General features: G+C 44.1%; 1 protein-coding gene. It reads left to right on the forward strand.

Going from position 1 to position 1,772, the window contains the following annotated elements; all coding sequences use genetic code 11:
* Positions 1 to 1,772 (forward strand): Calx-beta domain-containing protein (locus tag JXQ92_RS19290; protein WP_421988287.1); only part of this gene is annotated, 1,772 nt, incomplete at both ends.

The following is a 1,772-nucleotide window of genomic DNA, read 5'->3' on the forward strand; positions in this document are numbered from 1 at the left end:
GGCAGATGAGGTGCGGGATGTAGGCATCTTCAGCACAACCCTTGACAATAATGTTAGAGATAGAAAGATCGATGACCAGGCAACTGGAACGATCACCAATGATGATGCGGCCAGCCTGGCCATCACCGATGTAACCATGGCCGAAGGCAATTCAGGTATAACCACCTTCACATTTGATGTGACCCTTACTGGAGCTGTTGACCAGCAAGTGATGGTAGACTATACGACGGCGGACGGTACTGCTACTACCGCTGCTAGTGATTATACGGCGGCGAGCGGAACGCTCACGTTTAATGGAACAGACGGTGAAGTACAGCAGATTACAGTTGATATAACTGGCGATATGACTGAAGAATCCGATGAAGACTTTACAGTAACATTATCCAATGTAGCTGATGGAAACAAGGGCGTGACCATAGCAACGGCTACTGGTACAGGAACACTGACCAACGAGGATGACAATACTGCGCCAAGCGGATACAGCGTCAGTTTTGACGATAACTTGATCATAAGAACAGAACTAACTTCTAGTACCATTACTATGGCAGGAGCAGAAGTAGGAACAACTTATAACTTCACCATAAGTTCAGCAGGTGGTGGAATCAATGTTACTGGAACAGGTACAATTGCGACTGCAACAGATCAGATTACTTTAGGCGATTTAACTGGTCTCGGAGATGGCACACTAACAATATCTCTAGAACTAACCGATGGTTTTTCGAATACCGGAAGTGCAGTCACTGGTACAACAGAAAAGAAAGCGATCATAGTTGATCCAGTATTATCACCAGCAGACGATGCGGTAGATATTCTACCAAGTTCAGATTTGACCATGACTTTTGGAGAAAACATGAACAAAGGCACGGGTAATATCACCATCAAACAAGTAGGAGATGATTCAGTGCTAGAAACCATAGACGTAACCAGTACTAAGGTGTCTATATCAGGTGGTGAAATAACAATTAATCCAGAAAACCAATTGTTACCACCAAGTACAGAGTTCTATGTAACGATTGATGCAGGTGCATTAAAAGATGATGTTGGGAATGACTATGCAGGAATAAGTAACAATGCGGATTGGAGTTTCACGACAATAGCAGCATCCGTAGTAAGCAACGTTATAGTGCCAGCAGATGGAACCTATGCCATAGGTACCAGCCTTGACTTTACAGTAAATATGGTGTTGCCAGTAACGATAACAGGAACAGCCACACTGCCAATAACAATTGGAAATGTAACAGTTAATGCAACACAAGTAGGCACAGTGTCCAATAGCACGAGCATTGTCTTCCGCTACACAATAGTCGAAGATAACTTAGATGTAGACGGTATCAGTTTAGATGCACCGATGGACTTAAATGGCGGTACCATGCGAGATGAATTCGATGTAGATGCCATCCTTTCATTGAACAATGTGGCTACCTTAACTGGTGTACTTGTAGATGGAGTTAGACCAGTGCCTACACTTTCTACTGTTGGTGATGAACTAACAAATGCAGCCTTTACAACTACATTTAGTTATGATAAGTCAGTTTCTGATTTTGATTTAGCCGATATCACTGTCACCAACGGTATAGCGAGCAATTTCACAGAAGTGACCGCAGGTAGTGTTTGGTCGGCTGACATTACACCAAGCGCTGATGGAACGGTAAGCGTAACGCTAGCTGCAGGTGTGGCAACAGATGCACCAGGAAATGCAAGTGCAGCAGGTAATACAGTCAGCAAGACCTTCGACGGCACCGTGCCGACTGTTTCGACAATAACGAGAAAAG

This window comes from Roseivirga sp. (assembly GCF_049099775.1).
In the GTDB taxonomy this organism is placed as follows: Bacteria; Bacteroidota; Bacteroidia; order Cytophagales; family Cyclobacteriaceae; genus Roseivirga.